This window comes from Allobosea sp. ASV33 (assembly GCF_016428755.1).
Taxonomy (GTDB): domain Bacteria; phylum Pseudomonadota; class Alphaproteobacteria; order Rhizobiales; family Beijerinckiaceae; genus Allobosea.
In genome coordinates this window covers 12,986-34,068 of record NZ_JAELTI010000032.1, presented here as the reverse complement: position 1 = coordinate 34,068, position 21,083 = coordinate 12,986, and the positions used below count along the sequence as shown (strand labels likewise).

Here is a 21,083-nt window from a genome sequence, read left to right as displayed (position 1 = left end):
GGCGCTATCCTGCGGCCAGATAGGGCGGCCGGGCGAGATGATGATCGGTGGCAGCCTGGAAGCCGATGCCGACGCGAAGGCAAAGCGCATCCGCCCTCGGCCGTGCGACGACCTGGATACCGGTCGGGAGCCCGCAGGCGCCGAGTCCCGAGGGCAGCATCAGCGCTGGGAAGCCGGTCAGGTCGAACATCATGGTGTTGCGTGAGGCGATCTCCTGGAAGGTCTTGGAGACGCCGTCGATCGTCACCGTCAGGCTCTCGATGACGCCGGCCTCGCTGCCGACGCCGGGCGTCACGATCAGGTCGATATCGACCATCGCCGATAAGAATATCTCCTGCGCCTGCCTACGGGCGCGCAGCGCCTGCGTGTAATCCGCGGCCCGGATCTCCACGCCTGCGGTCAGCCGGGCGCGAACGCCGGCATCCAGCAACTCGCCATGAGCGAGGCGGTCTCCATGATTGGCGGCGAGCTCGGTGAGGAGGATGGCCCAGCCGAGCTCCTGAAGGCTCGCGATCCGCAGCGGCGGGAGCGCCACGATCGTGCAGCCCAGGCTCTCCAGCACCTTGAGGGCTGCCTGCCAGTTGCGCAGCACGGCTGCGTCGACGCGTTCCGTGAACCAGTCGACGGGCACGCCGACCCGCAAGCCCGCCAGGCCGGGCGGCCGGTCGACGAGCGCGGCGCAATCCGCCGCCAGCGCCGGATCGGGAGACGCCGTCATGAAGGGCAGGACCCGCGCGATATCGGCAGCCGACCGTGTCATCGGGCCGACATGGTCGAGCGTCCACGAGAGCGACGATACGCCCGCCCGCGAAACCAGTTCCCGGCTCGGCTTCAGCCCCGTCGTGCCGCACCAGCAGGATGGCACCCGGATCGAGCCGGCGGTGTCGGTGCCGAGCGCCAGCGGAAAGAGCCGGGCCGCCAGCCCCGCCCCCGAGCCAGTCGAGGAGCCGCCGCTCCAGCGCGACCGGTCCCAGGGGTTGGTCACCGGGCCGAAGCGGGGATTGTTCGGCAAGCCCGCGGCAAACTCGCTCGTCGCCGCCATCACGAACGGAATCGCCCCCGCCGCGCGCAGGCTGGCCACGACCGCGGCATCGGCCGGCGCCCGGCGCGCACCGGTAAAATGCGAGCCGCACGTCACCGAAGCGCCTTCGACATCGATGATATCCTTGACGGCGAAGGGCACGCCTTCGAGCGGGCGCGCTTCCCCTGCCCGCCAGCGGCGGGTCGATTCCGCGGCATGGCGCTGCGCATCCGGGATCGCCGTCACCACCGCCTCCGAACCGGACGGATCGGTCTCGACGGCACGGGTCAATGCGGCGAGCGCCTCGACCGGCGTCAGCGCCCCCGCCGCGAATGCGCCCAGCAGCGCGCCGACTCCAGCGTTGCGCACGGGCTCCTCCAGCGGCTGCGCGGTGACCCGCGCAGCGACGAGTTCCGCGGCAGCCAGGCTCGCACCGGGCAGGAAAGCACGATCTGCCAAAGTCGGATCGATCAGATCGAGCGGTTCGAACAGGGCTTCGGGCGGTAGGAAGGGTGCGTTCATGGGCTCCTCGCGGACCGCGAGCCCGCCCGCGGGGGTTCCAGCATCTATGGTTATGCCGCTGCTATTGCAGCGGCATAAGACGGCTTCACCGGTATCGGCCTTACTGGCTCGACCCTGCCGCGCGCAGCGCCTCGATGACAGCGGTGCCGGGCTTGCCCTTGCTGTCCATTTCCTTCGCCCAGTCGGTGGCGACGGGAGCGAGCTTCTCGTGCCAGAGCTTGATCTCGTCGGGAGACAGCTTGGTCACGCTCAGCCCCTTCTCGGACTCGAGCCGTCGGCGCGTGGCGCCGTCGTCGTCGTCCATGTACTTGCAAAGCGAGTTCTGCACTTCGAGGCCGGCATCTCCGATGGCCTGTTTCACGTCCTCCGGCAGGGCGCGCCAGCCCTTTTCCGACATGGCGAGCATCCAACTGGCGGAGCCGAGTCGTGCCCCTTCGGCAGAATGCTTGATGTAGCCTTCGAGCTTGTAGGCGGCGAGGCTCGAATAGGGGAACACCGCGCCGTCCACCGTCCCGCGGCTCGCGGCGTCGAACAGCTCCGACGCAGTCAGGCGGACCGGAACCCCTCCCAATGCCCGGACCGTCTTGTCCATGGCCGCGCCATTGGCGAAGATCTTCAAGCCCGCCACGTCCGCCAGCGCCTTGACCGGCTTCGTGGTCGTGGTGAAGCTGTATTGCGGGAGCGTGCTCACCATCAGCACCTTCAAGCCCAGGGGCTTGTATTCCCGCGCCTCCAGGATGCCGCCGGGCTTCGACAGCGACCAGTACTTGGCCATCGCCTCGCAGGACGTCGAAAAGAGGGTTGGAAGCTCCGTCACCGAGGTCAGCGGGAACTTGTCCGGCGCATAGGAGGTCACGATCATCGCGATATTGGCGATGCCGGAATTGACGACCGAGTAATTGTCCTTGCCGAGTTGGCTGGCCGGATAGACCTCGAACTTGACCTTGCCGCCGCTCTTGGCGGTCACCGCATCGGTGAACTTCTTGATCCCGTTCTCATAGGCGTAGTGCGTATTCGGCAGCGGGTGAGCGAGCTTGAGGGTGATGGCCTCCTGCGCGCTCGCGGCCGTCAGGGCAGCCAGCGAGATGGCGGATGCCGCAAGGCTGCGGCGAATGAGTTTCTGCATGTAATCCTCCCGATTGTCTTGGCTTTCCGGCCATTCCCGGCCGGCAGATCCAGGCTTGATGGCGGCGGCAAAGAGCCGACGGACAGCCCCTCTGCTCACCAGAGCGGCAGGGTCCGTCGGGATGCTCAGAACTCCGGGTTGGCCTTGGTGAACGCGTCCAGAAGCTGCGTGCCCTTGCGCCCCGACCCGTCGAGCTCGACGGCCCAGGCCTTGTTGGCCTCCGCCACCCGCGCTCCCCAGAGCTTCACCTGCTCCGGCGGAAGAGTGACCATCTTCCAGCCGTTCTTTTCGACGAGGTCCCTGCTGGCCTTGGCTTCCTGCGCGTCCTGATACTCGCAGAGGTGTCTCTGGGCCTTGAGGCCGGCAGCCGCCACGGCCTTCTTGAGATCGTCGGGCAGCGCTTTCCAGGCTCTTTCCGAAACGGCCATGACCACGCTGCCCGAACCGAGCCGGATGCCGTCGACAGAGTACTTCAGAAGCGGCTCGAGTTTGTAGGCATTGAGCGCCATGCGGGAATAGATCGTGCCGTCGACGGTGCCGCGGCTGAGCGCGTCGTACATCTCGGCGCCTGCGACCTGCACCGGCGTACCGCCCAGGGCCGTGACCGTCTTGTTCATCGCGCTGCCGGCGACGCGGATCTTCAGACCCTTCAGCGCATCCAGCGTCGCCGTTTCCTTGGAGATCGTCATCAGGCTGTAGGGCGGAACGGTCGCGACATAGATCACATGCAGCCGGTTCGGCTTGTACTCGCTCTCGTTCAGGAGCCCGCCCTCCTTGGCCAGCGCCCAGAACTTGCCGGTCGCCTCGCAGGATGATTGATAAAGGCCCGGAAGCTCCGTCACGGAGGTCAGCGACAACTTGCCGCCCGCATTGGCCGGCGTGATGAGCCCGACTTCCGCGAGATTGGTGGACAGCGCGCTGAACTGCTCCTTGCCGAGCTGGTTGGCCGGATAGACCTCGAACTCGACCTGCCCTCTCGTCGCCTCCGTCACGGCGTCGACGAAGACCTTGCCGCCCTGCTGCCAGAGGAAATGGGTTTCCGGATAGCCGTGCACCAGCTTCAGCTTGACCTTGGTCTGGGCCGAAGCCGGGCCGGCTCCCGACAGCATGGTCAGCGCGGCGGCCAGACCCAGCAATGCTCCCGTCCTGGACATGTCATCCTCCCTGATGTTCGAACGCGTTATGCTTCTTGTTCGGTGTCCGTGGCTGCGATCCGTCGTCAGACCATCTCGTCCATGACGATCGTCTTCGACTCCATGAAGGCCTCCAGCCCCTCGACCCCGCCCTCGCGGCCGATCCCAGACTGTTTGAAACCGCCGAAACCGATGGAAAAATCCGTGCGCGACGCGTTGTGCCCGACCGAGCCGGCCCGGACCTGCCGGGCCACGCGCATCGCCCTCTCCTTGTCGTTCGTGAAGACGACGGCGTTGAGGCCGAAGGGCGTATCGTTGGCCATGCGGATCGCATCCGCTTCGTCGTTGGCGGGAATGACGCTCAGGACCGGTCCGAATATCTCTTCGCGCGCGATCGTCGCGCCATTGTCGACGCGCCCGAAGACCGTGGGCTCGAAGAAGAAGCCGCGTTCCTGCGCCGCGGGGCGCTTTCCGCCCGTCGCAAGCTGCGCGCCCTCGTCCAGCCCCTTGGCGACATAGTGCTCGACCGCGCCGCGCTGGCGCGCATTGGCAAGCGGCCCCGATTGCGTCTCCGAGTCGAAGGGATCGCCGATCACGATGCCCTCTGCGATGTCCGCCAGCGCCTCGACCATGCGGTCATGCTTGGCGCGCGGAACGATGATCCGCGTCAGGCTGTGGCAGACCTGGCCCGTCATGTAGCTGAAATAGCCGGCTCCGATCGTCTTCGCCGCGGTCTCGACATCATAGTCGTCGAGCACCAGCGCCGGCGATTTGCCGCCGAGCTCCAGCGTGACGCGGGCGATCCGCTCTCCGGCCGCCGAGGCGATCCGCTGGCCCACCACCGTCGAGCCCGTGAAGGTGATCTTGTCGACATCGGAATTGCGGACCATCTCGTCCGAAACGTCCCGGTCCGCCGGAATCACGTTGAAGACGCCGGGCGGCAAGCCGATCTCATCGGCGATCTCGGCGAAGAGATGGGCGGAGGTCGGCGCTTCCAGCGGCGGCTTGACGACGACGGTGCAGCCTGCGAGCAGCGCGGGGGCAACCTTGTAGGCCAAAAGCGCGGCTGGCCCGTTCCAGGGGATGATGACGGCGACGACGCCGACGGGCTCGCGAACCTTCTGGGCCTTGTGGCCGGTCAGCGAACGATGCTCCTCGCTGAACCCATAGGTCGACGCCATGGCGGCATATTGCCGAAAAGCCCCGGCGAGGAAGAGGCCGATGCGCGGCTGCGCGATCTTGTAGACGATTCCCGTCTCGATCGACCAGCCACGGGCGAACTCGTCGTTCCGGGCCTGCAGTCGATCAGCGAACGCTTCGAGGTAACCCGCTCGTTCCAACGGAGTCATGCGCGTCCAGGGGCCCTCGTCGAAGGCCTTGCGCGCCGCCGCAACCGCTCGCCGCATATCCACCGACGAAGCCTGCGCTACCGTTGCGACGACCTCTTCGGTCGCGCAGTTCAGGACGTCGATCGTCGCGGAGGTCGAGGGCTCGACCCAGGCACCGTCGATATAGAGCCGCAGCGGCTCCCTGAGTTCGATGGTCCTGGCCACGCGCATCATCCCTCCCTTTTGCGTTTCCAGGTGCCGGCCGAAGCCATTCGCCAGCACCGATGAAACGAATCCCGGAACCGTTTCGGGGTCAGACAAAAAAGGACGCCCCTCGGATCTCTCTCTATGACTGATAATAATCTAACGTTAGTTCAAATAGCAATCGCCTTTCCGTGCCCTGCCGCGGCCATGGCGAGCACCCCGGGCACGGCTCTCCGCTACTCAATGCAAAGCGTGCCCCTCGACGAAAACACCGTCACAGGAGCACCTTCCATCGCATCTGGACGTCGCCGGACGGTTGTGATCTAACATACGTTAGACAGATGAAAGTGACTGACATGACGGAAGGCACCCTTGCCGGCATTCGCGTTCTCGATTTCGGGCGCTATATCGCGGCGCCCTATTGCGCCTCGCTGCTCGGCGCGCTTGGCGCCGAGGTGATCCGGGTCGAGCCGCCGGAGGGCAATGACGACCGCTTCGTCATGCCGGTCAGCCCCGAGGCGGGCGCGATGTACCTCCACGTCAACCGGAACAAGCGCTCGCTGCCGATCGACCTGCGCCATCCCCGCGCGACCGAGGTCACGCATCGGCTCGTCCGCAACGCCGATGTCGTCATCGCCAACATGGTGCCGAAGACGCTGGCCAAGGTCGGGCTCGACTACGAGGCGCTGCGCCGGCTCAAGCACGACATCATCCTCACCAACATCACCGCCTATGGTGAAGGCGGCCCGCAGCGCGACAGCATCGGCTTCGACGGCACCGGCCAGGCGATGAGCGGCGCGATCCATCTCAGCGGCTGGGAGGACCAGCCCTTCCGCGCCGCCGTCTCCTATGTCGACTACGGTACCGCGCTGGCTTCGGCCTTCGCGACGCTGGCCGCGATCCACGAGCACAGCCGCACGGGCCGCGGGCAGGAGGTGCAGACCTCGCTGCTCAGCACCGCACTGACCATGATGAACCCGATCCTGATCGAAGAGGCATCCGGGCAGCGTAGCCGGACGCCGATCGGCAATCGTAGCCCGATCGCCGGTCCCTCCGACATCTTCGCGACCAGCGACGGCTGGATCATCGTGCAGGTGATCGGCCAGCAGATGTTCGAGCGCTGGACGCTGATCGTCGGCGCTCCGCATCTGCTTGATGATCCCCGCTTCGCCGACGATATCGGCCGCGGCGAGCATGGCGCGGTGCTCAGCGCCTTCATGAAGGACTGGTGCCGCGGGCGCAGCAGCGCCGAATGCCTGGCGACCCTGCGCTCCGCCCGCATTCCGTGCAGCCCCATCCTGTCGCCGGCCGAGGCGCTCGCCGAGCCGCAGAACCGGGAGAACGGCTTCCTCGATTGGGAAAGCGGAGCCGGCCTTGCCCAGCAGCTACCCTTTCTCCTGCCGTTCCGGATGGCGGGCGACCTGCCTGCGAGCAACGCCGCCCCGGCACTCGGCCAGGGCGCCCGCGAGGTTCTGCGCGGCGCCGGCTTCAGCAACATGGAGGTCGACGCGTTGCGCGATGATGGCGTGATCAGCCTGGCGGAAGAACCGGCCCGCGCCCGCTCGCTCGCCGGCTGAAACGACGCCGAACGAATTGCCCCATGGAAACGCGGATCGGGGCTCCGCCGGACCGGCACCGCATAATCCGCCGGACAGGATGCCCTGGGGAGGGAACCATGATCAGGAAGATGCTTCTGGTGACGACGGCCGCCATAGCCCTCGCTTCGTCGGCTCTGGCGCAATCGTCGGACGGCGCAGTCAAGATCGGCGTGCTGACCGACATGGCCGGCACCTATTCCGACGTTTCCGGCAAGGGCTCGGTCACGGCCGCCCAGATGGCGATTGAGGATTTCGGCGGCCAGGTGCTGGGCAAGCCGATCGCCATGATCTCGGCCGATCACCAGCAGAAACCTGATGTCGCCTCGGCGATCGCGCGCGGCTGGTTCGACACGGACGGCGTCGACATGATCGTCGATCTCCCCAACTCCGCCGTGGCGCTGGCCGTCCAGGGGCTGGCGAAGGAGAAGAAGAAGATCACGATGATCGCCACCGGCGCGCCCGAGCTCGCCACCGGTGCGCAATGCTCCCCGACCGGCGTCCATTGGGTCTATGACAGCTATTCCGCCGGCAAGACGCTCGCGCTGGCGCTCACCAGGCAGCCCGGCGACAAATGGTTCTTCATGGTGATGGACAACATCGCCGGCGAGTCCCTGCAGAAGGCGACCGAGCGCTTCATCATCCCGCTGGGCGCCCAGGTCGTCGGCACGGTCAAGCACCCGCTGAACAGCCCGGACATGTCCGCCTTCCTGCTCAAGGCGCAAGGCTCGGGCGCCAAGTACATTGCGCTCGGCAATGCCGGCTCCGACCTGATCACGGCGGTGAAGCAGGCGCATGAATTCGGCATCGATGCGGGCGGGCAGAAGCTCGTCGCCATCGTCGCCTTCCTCACCGACATAAAGGCGATCGGCCTCGAACTGGCTCAGGGCACCGTCTTCGCGACCGGCTTCTTCCCGGACCAGAGCCCGGAAGCCAAGGCCTGGTCCGAGCGCTTCCTGAAGCGTCACGGTGCGGCGCCGAACGACAGCCAGGCCGGCGTCTACTCGGCGGTGACGCATTACCTCAAGGCGGTCCAGGCCGCCGGCACCGACGAATCCTCCGCCGTCATGGCCAAGATGCGCGAACTGCCGGTCAACGACATGTTCGCCAGGAACGGCAAGCTGCGCGAGGACGGCCGCATGGTGCACGACACCTATCTCGTCCAGGTCAAGACGCCGGCGGAGTCGAAGGGTCCGTGGGATCTCCTGAAGCAGGTCGTGGTCATCCCGGGAGAGAAGGCCTTCCGCCCGCTCAGCGAAAGCGACTGCCCCCTGGTCAAGAAGTGACGAGAGCCGATGCGGCGAGCTTTGGCCTCGCTGCGTCTCTGCCGGAGAGGGAGGGAAGAACCATGGCGAAACCTGCCGTCGACACGCTCACCCCGATCGCAGCGCTGGTCTGGGAGGCCCTGCCCGGCTTTCCCGGGCTGGAGGTTCTGACCCTGTCGAGCACGTTCGACGAGGCGCGGAAGACCGGCCGCCGGACCCGGCTCGTCCGCTTCGGCCCCGGCGTCGAGACGCAGCAGGCGCTGGTCCACGATTACTTTGAGGAGGCGATGCTGATCAGTGGCGATATCCGCGGCGTCCGCGAGGCGGAAGGCTTCGGGGCCTTCGCCGAACAGGCCTATGTCTTCCGCCCACCGGGCACGCCGCACGGCCCGATCCGCTCGGAGGGCGGCTGCGTCCTTCTCGAAGTGCAGTACTACGAAGACGCAAAGCTCTGAGGGGCGCCGCGCGCCTCCCCAGGAGCCATCGACCGCGCCCGGCATAGTCGGCCACGGCACAGGCATTGGACAGCGAACACATGCGCAAGCCGAAATCATCGGTGGACCTTCGCCAGATCCGCTATTTCGTGACGGTCGCCGAAACCGGCTCGATCTCGGCCGCCGCGGCGCGGCTGGCTCTGTCGCAACCTTCGCTCTCCGAGATGCTGGCCCGCCTTGAAGACGCGCTGATGGTGCAGCTCCTGATCCGCGGCAATCGCGGCATCCAGCTCACGGATGCCGGACGCCTCTTCGCCAATCGCGGCCAGGCCATCATTGAGAGCGTCGATCAGGCGCTGACCGATGTCGCCCAGCTCGGCGGCGAGGCCAAGGGCTCCGTCGTAATCGGCTTCCCGCCGTCGATCGCCCTGCTGCTCAGCGTGCCCTTGGCCGAAACCGTCCGGCAGGAATTGCCCGACGTGAAGCTGCGCATCGCGGAGTCGATGTCGGGCTATGTGCTCAACTGGGTGGAGGAAGAGCACATCGACATAGGCATCGTCTATCAGGGTCTCAACTGTGCCCATCTCGACGTGAAGCCCCTGCTCAAGGAAGAGCTCTTCCTCGTCACCGCGCCCGACAACTGGGCGGCATCGCCGCCCTCGGACGGCCCTCTCCTCGCCCCGGTCGAGTTCGCCTCTCTCGCCCAGATTCCGCTCGTCCTGCCAAGCCGGCTCCATGGCCTGCGCGAGCTGATCGAGCGCTATGCCAAGGCCCAGAACGTCCAGCTCGACGTTGCCCTCGAAATCGACGCACTGCGCCACATCGTCTCGATCGTCTCGCGCGCCAGCGCCCATACGATCCTGTCGCATGCTGCGGTGATGGAGGAGGTCGTGCGCGGCGAGCTCAAGCTGGTACCGATCGCAAATCCCAAGATGCAGCGAACCGCCTATGTCGTGCGCAAGCCCGGCCGAGAGGTCAGCGCGGCAAGTCTCGCGGTTGAGAAACTGCTCGGCACCATCCTGAGCGAACTGATCCAGCGCCACGATCTCGTCGCCTCGCTTGCGTGAAGCGCCATAGCCGGAAATGGAAACTGCGACAGCATCCGCTACGGCTTGTTATTCAAACAATCGATTGTTCTACGCCTGCCCTTTGACTGAGCTGCAGAGAGGGATCGATGATGATCACCGCCCAACATGACCGCGCCAAGCCACCCGCCACGGAGGCGCCGGTGCTGGACCGCGGCATCGCCGGAATCGGCCGCGCCTTGAGAGCGGGCGAGGTATCGGCCGAGGCCTTAACGCAAGCCTGTATCGCGCGGATCCGGGAACGGGATCCCGGAATCTTCAGCTTCCTCACCATTGCGGAAGAGCATGCGCTCTCCCGCGCCCGGATCGCCGACGAGGAGATCGCCTCCGGAATTGACCGTGGCCCGCTCCACGGCATTCCGTTCTCCGCCAAGGACAATATCGATACCGCAGGTATCCGGACGACATCGAACTCGCGCGTCCATGCCGAGCGTGTTCCGGCCACGAGCGCAGCGGTGATCGAACGCGTGAATGCGGCCGGGGGCATCCTCATCGGGAAGACCGCCTGCTGGGAATTCGCCGTCACCGGTCCATCCTTGGATCTGCCCTGGCCGATGACGCGCAATCCCTGGAACCGGGACCATCTTCCGGGCGGCTCGTCGAGCGGCTGTGGCGCGGCGGTCGCGGCCGGCCTCGTCCCCTGCTCGCTCGGCACCGATAGCGGCGGCTCGATCCGCTTCCCGTCGGCCTCCTGCGGGCTCGCCGGCCTCAAGCCGACCTATGGCCGGGTCAGCCGCAGCGGAGTTTATCCGCACGGCTACACCTTCGATACGGCCGGCCCGCTGGCGCGTACTGTCGAGGATTGCGCGCTGATGCTGGAGGTCGTCGCCGGCCATGATCCCGAGAGCATCGGATCGATCGACGAGCCCGTGCCACGCTACGCCGCTGCCTTGTCGGAGGACATTCGCGGGCTGCGCCTCGGCCTCGTCCGGCACTGGTATGCCGATGTCGCCGATCCGGAAATCGTGAAAGCGGTGGACGAGGCTGCCGAACGCCTGGCTTCGCTCGGCGCCGAGATCGAGGAGATAGCGCTCGATCCGCTGGAGGATTTCGTCGCTACCAAAGTCGCTATCTCGCATGCGGAGATGTTTGCGATCCACGAACGAGAGATCAAGGCGCGCCCCGGCGATTTCGGGAAGCTCCCGCGCACGCGCATCATGACCGGAGCCCTCCTGTCGGCGCAGGACTATGTCCGGGCGCAGAGGCAGCGGAGCGAGCTGGCGAAGCGGACCATGGCGCATTTCGACCGGTTCGATGCCTTGCTGACCCCAGGCTGGGCGACGCTGGCCGACCGCGCCGATCCCGCAGCCGGCTCGCCCGGCCAAAAGCACCCGATGACGATGCCCTTCAGCGTGACCGGCCTGCCTGCGCTCGTCATCCCATGCGGCTTCTCGTCCTCGGGCCTCCCGATCTCGCTGCAGATTGCCGGGCGCCCCTTCGACGAGGCCTCGGTTCTCCGCATTGGGCACACCTATGAACGCGCCACGGGCTGGCATTTGCGCCGCCCTAGTTTTCAGGAGGTTTCACCATGAGCGAGGCAAGCAGAAACGCCGCAACCCGCGAGGAGGTCGCGTTTCTGGCGAAACGGGCCGGCCTCGATCTTTCGCCTGAGCATCTGGACGATCTGGTCGAGGCCTATCGCCATCTGGAGCCGATGCTCGACGCCCTCCGGAGCGATCGCGATCCGTCCATCGAGCCGGCCTGCGGCTTCGATCCGCGCCGCTTCATGCCGGGCGCGGAAGCGGAGACGCCTTCCGGCGAGCGGTGACGGCGGCAGGCGATCCGAGGCTTCGGGAGCGCTTCGTTACGTCGGAGCGGCGTGCCCTGCCCGCTCCAGCTCCTCGTGGAACTCCGGTGCGGCGATCGCGATCATCCTGGCGCGCCGCTCTGGCAGCGACAGACCGCGCAGATCGGCGCTGCCATATTCGGTGACGATGATCCCGGCATCCCCGCGCGAGGTACTGACCGGCCCACCGAGCGTCGCGACGATGCGGCTGACCGGGCCGTCACGCCCCTTCGCCGTCGCCGGCAAAGCGATGATCGGCCGCCCCCGCGCCGCCAGATGCGCGCCGCGCAGGAAATCGGGCGCGCCGCCGACCGCGCCGACATAGCGGCCGGCGACCTCCTCCGCGTTGATCTGGCCGGTCAAGTCGACCTCCACGGCGGCGTTGATGGTCGTGAACCGGTCGAGCCGTGCCAACACGTTGAGATCATGCGTATAGGCGGTCTCGTGCAGGGCGAAAGCCGGGTTGCGGTGGGCCAGATCGGTCAGGCGCCTGCTGCCTGCGAGCAGTCCGGTCACGCTGACGCCGGCATCGACCGGCTTTCGCGCGTTGGTGATGACGCCCCGCTCGATCAGCTCCGCCATGCCGTCGGTCATCAGGCCGGAATGGACGCCGAGATCGCGATGGCCGCTCAAGGCCAGCAAGACGCTTTCCGGCAATGAGCCGAGCCCGACCTGGAGCACCGCGCCGTCCTCGACCAGCCCGGCAATGACCTGTCCGATCGCTTTCTCCGCCGCACCCGGCGCGGGCGAAGGCATCGTCGCCAAGGGGCGCGAGCTGTGCACGATGATGTCGATATCGGCCGCGGTCAGCCCATGTAGACTCGGCGTGGCCGGCGCCTGGTCGTTGACTTCGGCGATCACCAGCCGGGCGCTGTCGACCAGAGGGCGCAGATATTCGCAGGCCGCCGCCATGCTGTAGCGCCCTTCCGCATCGGGTGGCGCGAGCTGAAGCAGGAGCACGTCGACGCGCGGCGCCAGCAGGCGCGGCAATGACGAGTAGTGCGAGGGGATGATGTCGAGGCAGCCGGCGGCGGCAAGGCGACGATTCGAGCCGGTGGCGCAATAGGAATAGAACCGGACCTGATCGGCGAAAGCGGGATCGGCAGTCTCGCTCCAGCCCATGCCGACGAAGACGTCGAAGCGCCCGATCTCCGCACGACGCGCCATCAGCGCCCGCGTCAGGGTGAGCGGCTCGGCCGAGGCCTGGCCCCAGCAGACCATGCTGCCGGGGCGGATCAGTGCCGGGAGGTCGAGCGCCTCGACCGTCGTCTCGATCGCCACGCTCAAGCGCCCTCGAAGATCGCGGCCATGCCCTGCCCGCCGCCGATGCACATCGTTTCCAGGCCGTAGCGGGCGCCGCGGCGCTTCATCTCGTGCAGCAGCGTCGTCATGATGCGCACGCCGGTCGCGCCGATCGGGTGGCCGAGCGAAATGCCGGAGCCGTTGACGTTGACGCGGCTCTGATCCTCCAGGTTCCAGGCCTTCAGCACCGAGAGGACCTGCGCGGCGAAAGCTTCGTTGACCTCGATCAGGTCCATCTCGTCGAGCTTCAGCCCCGTCTTCTTCAGGACACGCCCGGTCGCCGGCACCGGGCCGATGCCCATGATCCCCGGCTCGCATCCGGCCGCCGACCAGCCCACGAGGAAACCGAGCGGCGTCAGGCCGAGCTCGGCGAGCTTGTCCTCGGCAACGATCAGGCAGGCGGCGGCGGCATCGTTCTGCTGCGCGGCATTGCCGGCCGTCACGGTGCCGCCGGCGATGACCGGCCTGAGCTTGGCCAGGATTTCCGCCGTGGTATCCGGCCGCAGGCCTTCGTCCTTCGCGACGACGAGCGGATCGCCCTTCTTCTGCGGCACGCCGACCGGCACGACCTCCTCGGAAAAGCGGCCTTCCGCCCAGGCTGCGGAGGCGCGCTGCTGGCTCTGCGCGGCATAGGAATCCGCCGCCTCGCGCGTAATCTCATAGTCGCGGGCGAGGTTCTCGGCCGTCTCGACCATGCCCGAGATGTAACCGAAACGCTCCACCGGCTGCGAACGCTCGCGACCGCGATCGAGCCGGTCGTAGAGCATCATCGAGCCGGAGCGGCCACCCCAGCGCGCGCCGGTGGTGTAGTACTCGATATTGCTCATGCTCTCGACGCCGCCGGCGAGAACAACGTCGCAGGCACCGCTCTGCACCATCATCGCCGCCGTCGTAATCGCCTGCAGCCCGCCGCCGCAGCGCCTGTCGAGCTGCATGCCGGGCACATGGACCGGCAAACCAGCCTCCAGCGCGATCCAGCGGCCGACGCAGGGCGTCTCGCTATTGGCATAGGACTGGGCGAAGACGACGTCCTCGATCAGCGCCGGGTCGAGCCCCGTGCGCTTGAGAACCTCGGTCACCACGATCGAGCCGAGCTTCTCGACGGAGACCGGCCTGAGCGCGCCGCCGAAGGCGCCGACCGGTGTGCGGACTGGACTGACGATGGCGGCGCGGCGCATGGTGGCTCTCCGGCGATAGCGGGCTGATTGGGTGGTCCGAAGCTCAGTACGAGCGCGGCATGCCGAGGACGTGCTCGGCGAGATAGGAAAGGATCAGGTTCGTCGAGATCGGCGCGACCTGATAGAGCCGCGTTTCCCGGAACTTGCGCTCGACATCGTATTCCTCGGCGAAGCCGAAGCCGCCATGGGTCTGGATACAGGCATTGGCCGCCTCGAAGGACGCGTCAGCCGCCAGCATCTTGGCCATGTTCGCTTCCGCGCCCGGATTGGCGCCGGCCTCGTAGAGGCGGATCGCCTCGCGCACCATCAGTTCGGCAGCGCGCATATTCGCGTAGGCCTTGGCGATCGGGAACTGGATGCCCTGGTTCTGGCCGATCGGCCGGCCGAAGACATGGCGCTCCCTGGCGTAGTTGGAGGCCTTGTCGATGAACCATTTGGCGTCGCCGACGCATTCGGATGCGATCAGGATGCGCTCGGCATTCATGCCCGAGAGGATGTAGCGGAAGCCCTTGCCCTCTTCGCCGACGAGATTGGCGGCCGGGACCTTCACATTGTCGAAGAAGACCTCGGTGGTCGCATGATTCATCATCGTGCGAATTGGCCGGATGGTCAGCCCGTCCTTCAGCGCCTCGCGCATATCGAGGATGAAGACCGAGAGCCCGTCCGTGCGCTTGGCGACCTGATCGCGCGGCGTGGTGCGGGCGAGCAGCAGCATCAGGTCGGATTGGGCGGCGCGGCTCGTCCAGATCTTCTGGCCGTTGACGATGTAGTGGTCGCCCTCCCGCCGCGCAGTGGTGCGCAAAGCCGTGGTGTCAGTGCCACTGGTTGGCTCGGTGACGCCGAAGGCCTGAAGCCTGAGTTCGCCCGAGGCGATCTTGGGGAGGTAGCGCTGCTTCTGGTCCTCGGTGCCGTGGCGCAGCACCGTCCCCATCACATACATCTGCGCATGGCAGGCGGCGCCGTTGCAGCCCTGCCGCTGGATTTCCTCCATGATCACCGCCGCCGCCGAGAGCGGCAGGCCGGCACCGCCATACTCCTCCGGGATCAGCGCCGAGAGAAAGCCGCTTTCCGTCAGCGCCGTGACGAACTCAGTCGGATAGGCCATCTCGCGATCGAGCTTGCGCCAGTACTCGCCCGGATAATCCGCGCAGAGCCTGGCGACCGCGTCGCGGATATCGGCATGGGCGTCCGTGTGATGATGATCTGTCGTCATGGCTTCGACTCGTTCTTTGGCGCGGGCGGGTTCGATCTGAACCGTCGCTTACACCGGGTCCCAGGTGAAGATGTCGGCGCTGCGATCGAGCGGCACGAAGGACGCGCGCAAGGCAGGTTCCGCATGCTCGGCGACCGTCTCCGGCGTCCAGCCCTCGCTGCGCTGGACCGAGCGCAGAGGCCGGCTCTGGCCCATCAGGAAGATCTCGTTATGCCTGACGGCGAAGACCTGCCCGTTGACCTCCCGCGCCGCATCCGAGGCGAGGAAGACCGCGAGCGGCGCGTTCTTGTCCGGCGTCATCTTCATCAGCCGCTCCACGCGGGCTTTCTGCTCGGGACTGTCGACCGGGATCGAGTCGGTCATCCTGCTCCAGGCGAAGGGGGCGAGGCAGTTGGAGCGCACGCCGAAGCGCTGCATGTCGAGCGCAATCGATTTCGACAGCGCCGCGACGCCCAGCTTGGCTGCGGCATAGTTCGCCTGGCCGAAATTGCCGATCAGGCCGGAGGTGCTGGTCATGTGGACGAAGGCGCCGGATTGCTGCGCCCGAAAAGCGTCCGCCGCCGCGCGGCTGACATAGAACACGCCGTTCAGATTGACATTGATGACGGCAAGCCACTGCTCCGGCTCCATCTTGTGGAAGATGCCGTCGCGCACGATGCCGGCATTGTTCACGACGGCGTCGAGCCGCCCGAAACTGTCCTGCGCGCATTGCACGATCCGGCGCGCGCCCTCCCATTCCGCCACGCTGTCGGCATTGGCGACGGCGCGCCCGCCTTCCCGCTCGATGAGCGCGACAGTCTCCTGCGCCGGCGAGGCGGACTGGCCATCGCCGCCGAGCGAGGCGCCGACATCGTTGACGACCACCGCCGCGCCCTCGCGGGCCATCGCCAGAGCGACTGCGCGACCGATGCCGCCGCCGGCGCCCGTGACGATTGAAACCTTTCCGTCCAGAAGCATGTTCGTTCTCCCTTGCTCCGCGGCCGCTTCAGGGCAGTCGCAGGACGTTCTTGGCGATGATGTTGCGCTGGACCTCGGAGGCGCCGCCATAGATCGTGGCGGCCCGTGCGGTGAGGAAGATGCCCGGCGCATGCAGGTCGGCATTGCCGTCGACCGGTTCGAGCCTCCCGCCATCCTCGCCGGCGATCTGGAGCATGAACTCGGAAATGCGCTGATAGAGCTCGCTCTGGTTCAGCTTGAGCAGCGAGACGTCGGCGCCAAGCGTCTCGCCACGACGCAGGATATCAGCAAAGCGCTCGTAGAGGGCCTTGTGATCCTCCAGATCGAGCCAGAGCTGATTGTAGCGATCGCGCACAATCGGATCGTCCCAGACGCCGTAATGCTGCGCGAGCCCCTTCAGCCGCGCGAAGGCATGGGCCGACTGGCGCGGCGAGCCCAGGAAGATGCGCTCGAAGCCGAGCAGCGCCTTGGCCATGCTCCAGCCCTTGTTGAGCTCACCGACAAGGTTCGCCTTGGGCACGCGGACATCGTCGAAGAAGACCTCGCTGAACTCATCCTGCAGGTCGAGATTGACGATCGGCTTGACCGAGACGCCCTTGCTCTTCATCGGCACGAGCAGGAAGCTGATGCCCTCCTGCTTCTTGGCGGCCGGGTCGGTGCGCACCAGCATGAAGATCCAGTCGGCATCGCCGCCGAGCGTGGTCCAGGTCTTCTGGCCGTTGATCACCCATTCGTCGCCGTCGAGCACGGCTTGCGTGCGCAGGCTCGCGAGATCGGAGCCGGCATTGGGCTCGCTATAGCCCTGGCACCAGATATGCTCGCCGGAGAGGATCTTCGGCAGGAAATGAGCCTTCTGCTCCTCGCTGCCGTAGCGGATCAGCAAGGGGCCGAACAGCATCATGCCGTGATCGGGCGTGCGGGCCGCGCCGAAATTCTCGAACTCCTCGACATAGATCAATTGCTTGGAGGCCGAGAGCCCCATCCCGCCATATTGCTTCGGCCAGTTCGGCGCGAGCCAGCCATGGCGGGACAATTCCATGTACCAGGGCTTCGCCTCATCCCAGTGCAGGCGCTTAACCGGATTGCGCAGCTCCGGCGGATGACATTCCTTCAGGAAGTCGCGGACGAGCGCGCGAAAGTCATCATCGCCGAGCGCATTGTAGTCGTCGAGGGTGTAGCGGGAGGCGCTCATGCGGGCAACCCTTCCTTGGCATCGGCTTGCGTCTGGAACTGCGCGAAGCGGCGGCGGTGAAGGGCGGAATCGCCGAGCGAAGGCGCAAGCACCATGGCCTTGCGCAGGAAGAGCCCGATATCGTGCTCGTCGGTATAGCCGATGCCCCCATGAAGCTGGATCGCCTGCCGGGTCACGATCAGCGCCGCGTCGCTGGCGCGGGCCTTGGCACGGGAGGAAGCGGCCTTCGCGGCCGGGCCTTGCCCCTCGTCCATGATCGCGGCAGCATCCTCGATGCTGGCGCGGGTCAGGAGCGCCTGCTGCTTCAGGTCGACGGCACGGTGCTGCAAGGCCTGGAATGTGCCGATCTTCACGCCGAACTGCTGGCGAACGTTGAGATAGTCGACGGTGCGCTCCAGCGTGGCATCGATGATGCCGAGCAGCGTAGCCGCCGTCGCGAGAACCGCTTCATCCAGCCAGCTCTCGCGCGGTGCCCGGCCCGGTTCGCCACGAGCCCCATTGAAGGTCAGCGTGCCCCAATGGCCACCGTCCTGCGCCGGCGTGATCTCGATGCTCAGGCCGGGATCCCCGGCATCGACGATCGCCACGCCCTGCGGGGTCGTCACCGCGAAGGCGTCAGCGCCCAGCGCCATGGGCACCTGAAGCTTCCGCCCGCTGACGCGTCCGTCGACGAAGGAGGTTTCGACCTCGCCGTCGAGCTGACGGGGCTTCTCCTGCCAGGCCGCGAGAATGACCGCTTCGCCGGTCAGGGCCGCTTCGAGACGTGCTCCGTCCAGCATGTCGGTGGCCATCAAGGCGGAGATGAACGGCTCCGGCGCGAGCGCGGCGCCCAGCTCCTCCGTCAGTGCGATCAGCTCGGCCATGCCGAGCCCTGCCCCGCCCCGCTCCTCCGGCAGCCGGAGGCCGAGCCAACCGAGCTCCCCCATCTGCCGCCAGACGGCGCGGTCGAAGCCGGGCTGCCGGAAGCGCTGAGCCCGAACCCGTGAAAGATCGCTCCTGTCGGCGACGGCGGCAGCGCTCTCGCGCAGCATCCGCACGTTTTCGAGCCGCTCCTCGTCCAAGGCCATGTCGTCTTCTCCCTGCAGCAACCAGCGCCAAGGCCCGATCGCCGCCTTGTTGTCGTTCAGCCGGTCACGGCCAGTCCGTTCGTGGCGACGAGCACATCGCGTTCGGGCACCCGCGCCTGGAAGCTGCCGTCGCGCCAGAGATCGACGGCAATCGTCTCCCCGGGATAGACCGGCGCCGAGAAGCGCAGCTTCATCCGCTTGAGACGCGCCGCGTCGTAATCGAGGAGCCCGCGCAGGACGGCGTGGCAGATCACGCCGAAGGTGCAGAGGCCGTGCAGGATCGGACGGGAGAAACCGGCCTCGGCGGCCCGCTTTGGGTCCGCATGCAGCGGGTTGTCGTCGCCGTTCAGGCGATAGAGCAGCGCCTGCTCCGGCCGCGTGGTCAGTTCGATCGTCAGGTCCGGCGCCGCCGTCGGGACCGCGTGGACCGGCGGCACGGGACCGTCGGGACCGCCGAACCCGCCGCAGCCGCGCAGAAAATGCGACATCGATGTCGTCGCGATGAGCGCGCCACTCTCGGCGTCGACGATCCGCCGCTCAGTGTAGAGCAGCGCGGCCTTGCCCGGCCCCTTGTCGATCAGGCTCGTGATCCGCGTCTTGCCGACTATCCATCCGCTGACCGGCAGCGGTCGATGCAGCGCGATCTCCTGCTCGCCATGCAGGGCGCAGCGCGGATCGACACCGGTCGCGGGATTGCCGATCCAGAAGCCGGGATAGCCCAGCACCACGGCCTGGGACGGCACGGCAGCGAGCGCGCGATGATGATCGAGATAGCGAAGCTGCTGTTCGTCGAGCGGATCCTGCCCCAGCCCGATCGACAGCGCGTAAAGGATCGTGTCCTTCGCCGTGAAGGACTGTTCCACCTCCGGGATCGGATAGGCGAGCAGCCGCGCCGGATCGAAAGTGGTCGCTGCTCCTGTCATGGAGCCACCTTCGCCTCGGCCTGCATGCCGATCTCGCCGGTGCTGTCCGCAGTCCAGACGGAGTATTGCCCTTCGCCCGTCGCCTTCAGCGCGACGGTCAGGGCATCACCGGCAAAAAGCGGCTTCATCCCGCGATAAGAGAAGCTTACAATAGGTTGCTCGACCTGTTCGGCAACGGTGGCGAACAGCATGGTCGCGGTGAAAGGCCCCTGCACCACCAGCCCCGGATAGCCTTCGACCTCCCGCGCATAAGGTAGGTCGTAATGGATGCGGTGGCCGTTGAAACTCGCTGCCGAATAGCGGAACAGCGCGACCTCGTCGGGATGCCAGGGCCGGCTGTGATCGGCATCCGCCGGAGCCGGCTTGCCCTTTGGCGCCGGCTGGCCGGGCGCCGGATCGTCGCGATAGACGATGTTCTGGAGCTCCGAGATCGCCGGCCCCTCGCGATCGGAGATTTCATGCTGAACCTGGACGAAGACCAGCGGACCGCTGCCGCCCTCTTTCAGCGTGACGCTGCGAATGGTCGAATTGCGGCGCAGCAGGGCATCGACCCGGATCGGGCGCAGGAACGTGACGTCACCGCCCGCCCACATCCGCCGCGGCAGTGGCACGGGCGGCAGGAAACCGCCACGCACCGGATGGCCGTCCGGCCCGATCAGGGATTGCCGCTGCGGCGGAAAGGCATTGGCCCAATGCCAGAGGCCGGGCACGATATCGCCCTGGCGCGGCGGCGCCTCCCGGTCGAAGAGAGCGGCGAGCTGCGCCGCTTGCAGGCTGGTCACGGTCTCGCCGTTGGACTGGTTGCGCCCGACCCAGCTCTGCAGATGCGCGATGTCGATTGCGTCAGCCATGCCCGCCTCCGCTCCCCTCACTCTGCCGCTTGAAGCGGCGCGGCCCGGCGCAGCAGCCGATGCGCCCGCTCGAGATGCGGGCGGTCCACCATCTTGCCGTCGAGCGAGATGACGCCGCTGCCATGCGCCGCCTCGAAGGCCGTCACGATCTTGTGCGCCCAATCGATCTCGGCGGCGCTGGGCGAGAACACCTCGTTCACGATGTCGATCTGGCCGGGATGGATGCAGAGCTTGCCGGCAAAGCCGTCCGCCAGCGCATCCGCGCTCTCGCGACGCAAGCCGTCGAGATCGGCCGGAACGGGATAGGGCGTATCGACCGCTGGGACGCCCGCCGCAGCGGCAGCCATGAGCACGGTCGCCCGCGCGAGCAGCATCGGCGCGCGATAACGCCCAGCCGGCGAGCGCGGCGCGATGCCGAGATCGGTCGACAGGTCCTCCGCCGCGAAGCACAGGCCGATCAATCGCGGCGAGGCGCCGGCGAAATCGCAGCGCAGGACCGCAGCAGCGCTTTCGGTCACCAGAGGCAGGATGCCGATGCTGCCGGCTGCGATGCCAGCTTGCGCCTCCAGGAGGTCGAGCTGATGCGCCAGCCGTGCGACATCCGCCGCACCCGCGCATTTCGGCAGCATGATGAAGGCAGGCTTGGCCGGCGCGATGGCCAGGAGATCGGCGAGGTACCAGGGGGTATCGATCGCATTGACGCGGACACCGACATGGGGCCGCTCGCTGCGGCTCAGCGTCTCGGCCGCGAGGCGCCGAGCCGTGCCCTTGCTGTCAGGCGCGACAGCGTCCTCCAGGTCGAGGATCAGGCCGTCAGCCGTCGCCGCCATCGCTTTGGCGATCTTCCGTTCGGAATCGGCAGGAACGAAGAGGAGGCTGCGCATGGGTCCGCTTGGGGTGA

The 21,083-nt window shown here is 66.9% G+C and carries 19 protein-coding genes; 6 read left to right on the top strand and 13 right to left on the bottom strand.

What is annotated here, in order from left to right; all coding sequences use genetic code 11:
* Nucleotides 1–4: 4 nt before the first annotated feature.
* The 4 genes from JHD80_RS11980 to JHD80_RS11965 all read right to left on the bottom strand — a co-directional run bounded on the left by JHD80_RS11980 (nucleotide 5) and on the right by JHD80_RS11965 (nucleotide 5,361).
* Nucleotides 5–1,543, bottom strand: coding sequence for an amidase (locus JHD80_RS11980; RefSeq protein WP_199087367.1), 1,539 nt, complete (start codon nucleotides 1,541–1,543; stop codon nucleotides 5–7).
* 100 nt (nucleotides 1,544–1,643) lie between these two features.
* On the bottom strand, nucleotides 1,644–2,669 hold the full coding sequence (locus JHD80_RS11975; protein ID WP_199087365.1) for a TRAP transporter substrate-binding protein: 1,026 nt from the start codon (nucleotides 2,667–2,669) through the stop codon (nucleotides 1,644–1,646).
* Between the two features lie 125 nt (nucleotides 2,670–2,794).
* Complete coding sequence (gene dctP / locus JHD80_RS11970) at nucleotides 2,795–3,823, bottom strand: TRAP transporter substrate-binding protein DctP (protein ID WP_199087363.1); 1,029 nt, start codon at nucleotides 3,821–3,823, stop codon at nucleotides 2,795–2,797.
* Nucleotides 3,824–3,888: 65 nt separating this feature from the next.
* Nucleotides 3,889–5,361 carry an aldehyde dehydrogenase gene (locus JHD80_RS11965; RefSeq protein WP_465246519.1) on the bottom strand — a complete coding sequence of 491 codons (1,473 nt, stop codon included), beginning with the start codon at nucleotides 5,359–5,361 and terminating at the stop codon, nucleotides 3,889–3,891.
* Between the two features lie 329 nt (nucleotides 5,362–5,690).
* Here JHD80_RS11965 and JHD80_RS11960 point away from each other — a divergent pair, with 329 nt between their 5' ends.
* The 6 genes from JHD80_RS11960 (at nucleotide 5,691) to JHD80_RS11935 (ending at nucleotide 11,481) form a co-directional block, all read left to right on the top strand.
* Nucleotides 5,691–6,911, top strand: coding sequence for a CaiB/BaiF CoA transferase family protein (locus tag JHD80_RS11960; RefSeq protein WP_199087359.1), 1,221 nt, complete (start codon nucleotides 5,691–5,693; stop codon nucleotides 6,909–6,911).
* 98 nt (nucleotides 6,912–7,009) lie between these two features.
* Complete coding sequence (locus tag JHD80_RS11955; protein ID WP_199087357.1) at nucleotides 7,010–8,215, top strand: ABC transporter substrate-binding protein; 1,206 nt, start codon at nucleotides 7,010–7,012, stop codon at nucleotides 8,213–8,215.
* 62 nt (nucleotides 8,216–8,277) lie between these two features.
* Entirely contained in the window at nucleotides 8,278–8,649 is a 372-nt protein-coding gene (locus JHD80_RS11950) for a cupin domain-containing protein (protein WP_199087355.1), read from the top strand.
* Between the two features lie 101 nt (nucleotides 8,650–8,750).
* Nucleotides 8,751–9,695 (top strand): LysR substrate-binding domain-containing protein, encoded by a 945-nt coding sequence (locus JHD80_RS11945; protein ID WP_199087353.1) that lies wholly within the window; start codon nucleotides 8,751–8,753, stop codon nucleotides 9,693–9,695.
* Nucleotides 9,696–9,802: 107 nt separating this feature from the next.
* Complete coding sequence (locus JHD80_RS11940) at nucleotides 9,803–11,245, top strand: amidase (protein ID WP_199087351.1); 1,443 nt, start codon at nucleotides 9,803–9,805, stop codon at nucleotides 11,243–11,245.
* Nucleotides 11,242–11,481 carry a hypothetical protein gene (locus JHD80_RS11935; protein ID WP_199087343.1) on the top strand — a complete coding sequence of 80 codons (240 nt, stop codon included), beginning with the start codon at nucleotides 11,242–11,244 and terminating at the stop codon, nucleotides 11,479–11,481. The genes JHD80_RS11940 and JHD80_RS11935 overlap by 4 nt, the downstream gene beginning before the upstream one ends.
* Nucleotides 11,482–11,517: 36 nt before the next feature.
* Here JHD80_RS11935 and JHD80_RS11930 read toward each other — a convergent pair whose 3' ends face one another.
* Genes JHD80_RS11930 through JHD80_RS11890 form a run of 9 tightly spaced genes read right to left on the bottom strand, consistent with a single transcriptional unit; the run spans nucleotide 11,518 to nucleotide 21,066 of the window.
* The gene (locus tag JHD80_RS11930) at nucleotides 11,518–12,780 is read right to left on the bottom strand and encodes an acetyl-CoA hydrolase/transferase family protein (protein WP_349237255.1); all 1,263 of its coding nucleotides are present in this window, start codon (nucleotides 12,778–12,780) and stop codon (nucleotides 11,518–11,520) included.
* A 2-nt stretch (nucleotides 12,781–12,782) separates the two neighbouring features.
* Nucleotides 12,783–13,979: an acetyl-CoA C-acetyltransferase gene (locus tag JHD80_RS11925; protein ID WP_199087341.1), complete on the bottom strand. Its 1,197-nt coding sequence runs from the start codon at nucleotides 13,977–13,979 to the stop codon at nucleotides 12,783–12,785.
* Nucleotides 13,980–14,022: 43 nt separating this feature from the next.
* The gene (locus JHD80_RS11920; protein WP_199087334.1) at nucleotides 14,023–15,192 is read right to left on the bottom strand and encodes an acyl-CoA dehydrogenase family protein; all 1,170 of its coding nucleotides are present in this window, start codon (nucleotides 15,190–15,192) and stop codon (nucleotides 14,023–14,025) included.
* 48 nt (nucleotides 15,193–15,240) lie between these two features.
* Nucleotides 15,241–16,149: an SDR family NAD(P)-dependent oxidoreductase gene (locus tag JHD80_RS11915; protein WP_199087332.1), complete on the bottom strand. Its 909-nt coding sequence runs from the start codon at nucleotides 16,147–16,149 to the stop codon at nucleotides 15,241–15,243.
* A gap of 28 nt (nucleotides 16,150–16,177) precedes the next feature.
* Nucleotides 16,178–17,341, bottom strand: a complete 1,164-nt coding sequence (locus JHD80_RS11910; protein ID WP_199087330.1) for an acyl-CoA dehydrogenase family protein — start codon at nucleotides 17,339–17,341, stop codon at nucleotides 16,178–16,180.
* Nucleotides 17,338–18,408 (bottom strand): acyl-CoA dehydrogenase family protein, encoded by a 1,071-nt coding sequence (locus JHD80_RS11905; protein WP_199087328.1) that lies wholly within the window; start codon nucleotides 18,406–18,408, stop codon nucleotides 17,338–17,340. Before JHD80_RS11905 ends, JHD80_RS11910 begins: the two co-directional genes overlap by 4 nt.
* Nucleotides 18,409–18,464: 56 nt before the next feature.
* Entirely contained in the window at nucleotides 18,465–19,331 is an 867-nt protein-coding gene (locus tag JHD80_RS11900; protein WP_199087326.1) for a MaoC/PaaZ C-terminal domain-containing protein, read from the bottom strand.
* The gene (locus tag JHD80_RS11895) at nucleotides 19,328–20,182 is read right to left on the bottom strand and encodes an HTD2 family dehydratase (protein ID WP_199087324.1); all 855 of its coding nucleotides are present in this window, start codon (nucleotides 20,180–20,182) and stop codon (nucleotides 19,328–19,330) included. Before JHD80_RS11895 ends, JHD80_RS11900 begins: the two co-directional genes overlap by 4 nt.
* Before the next feature lie 17 nt (nucleotides 20,183–20,199).
* Entirely contained in the window at nucleotides 20,200–21,066 is an 867-nt protein-coding gene (locus JHD80_RS11890) for an HpcH/HpaI aldolase/citrate lyase family protein (protein WP_199087322.1), read from the bottom strand.
* Nucleotides 21,067–21,083: the final 17 nt, after the last annotated feature.